Raw genomic sequence first — 1,222 nt, 5'->3', positions numbered from 1 at the left:
CGGGCGGGATTTTCAGCAGCGGATCGGTTTCGGGATCATAGCTGTACAATTCGGCGGGTACCGGAATGTCTTTACTTCATAGCGATCCAATACTTTTAACTGAAAAGGCCGTCTGAAAAGAGGGCAAGCTTTTCAGACGGCCTTACTTTACTTTTTGACAAATAGAAAGACAAACAGTTATTCAGGCGAATAAACAACCATTACACCATCCGGAAATTCCCCTTTCCAACCACAAGGAAAGCCACCATTTTTATAGACTTCAATTTGCTTTTCAATAAAATCATCTTTTATTTTAGAAAAGATCCCATATGCAGCAAAAGTTAAGAAGTCATTATAAACAAAATCTATAAACGGCTCAGGAAACAAATCTTGATTTTCTTGTTGTAGCTGTAAAATTAAATTCCATAACTGATCTTTATAGGTTCTCCACAAATATTCCGCTTTTAATTCTGCTTCCATGGTCATTCCTTCAAAAAGGTAAGTCAGAGGGGTTCTTTCACCAAGCAAATCTGGGTAGCTGCTATATATGGTGTAATCTGGATCTTGCGTTTCATATAAATCTTGAGCCTCTGATTTATCATGAATAACAAAATACCCTTGAAGATTAAAATTCCCATGAAAAAATGGTGGGCTTTTTAAAATCTCAAATAATTCTTTTTGTTTACTATTAAATCTAATTTTCAATTTTTCTAACATATTAGTAACCTCTTAAAATACCATCCCATTGTTGATCCGTAGCACCAGATCTTTTCATAATAGGCTCTCCTCTTTGTAACATTCTTCGCAAAGATTTCTGCAAAGCCAGCAACTTGCTCTTTTGTTGGAGGCATGACCCTTTTGATCCTATTCTAACAATTGCTCTTTGAACAGCACCAGAGTACGCTTCATGATTAGAATTATGCTGAGCATTCCCAAACCAAGGGCTTCCCTTTCTTGGATGATCATTAACATTTCTTGGCAATCCTATCAAATTACCTAAATTATCTACATCCATACCATGACACCTTAAAATATTGCCTGAATCCTCCTTCTTAAAAATATCTTGGGGAATAATGTGATGAACCTGATATTTTCCTCTGTCTTGTTCTCCAGCACGCTCCCAAAACTTATCTCTATAGTTCTTCAATCCCAACGGATCGACCCATATAATTGGATTCGGTGCATACTCAAACAAGTTTATCCCTCCCTGCAACCCAATCGGATCCTGACTTACAAACCGCCC

General features: G+C 37.2%; 2 protein-coding genes. Both read right to left on the bottom strand.

The features are described from left to right. Positions 1 to 177: 177 nt before the first annotated feature. The gene (locus HMPREF2700_RS07975) at positions 178 to 696 is read right to left on the bottom strand and encodes a hypothetical protein (RefSeq protein ID WP_070591421.1); all 519 of its coding nucleotides are present in this window, start codon (positions 694 to 696) and stop codon (positions 178 to 180) included. 1 nt (position 697) lies between these two features. Continuing rightward, positions 698 to 1,222, bottom strand: a 525-nt coding sequence (locus HMPREF2700_RS11825) for an AHH domain-containing protein (RefSeq protein WP_070591420.1), incomplete at its 5' end; no start/stop codon positions are given.

Source organism: Neisseria sp. HMSC068C04, from assembly GCF_001810105.1.
Classification (GTDB): domain Bacteria; phylum Pseudomonadota; class Gammaproteobacteria; order Burkholderiales; family Neisseriaceae; genus Neisseria; species Neisseria flavescens_B.
This window is presented reverse-complemented; position numbering and strand designations above follow the sequence as displayed.

Excerpts from the sequence above, each read along its gene's own strand:
- HMPREF2700_RS07975 (WP_070591421.1), bottom strand. The coding sequence starts at position 696 with ATGTTAGAAAAATTGAAAATTAGATTTAATAGTAAACAAAAAGAATTA.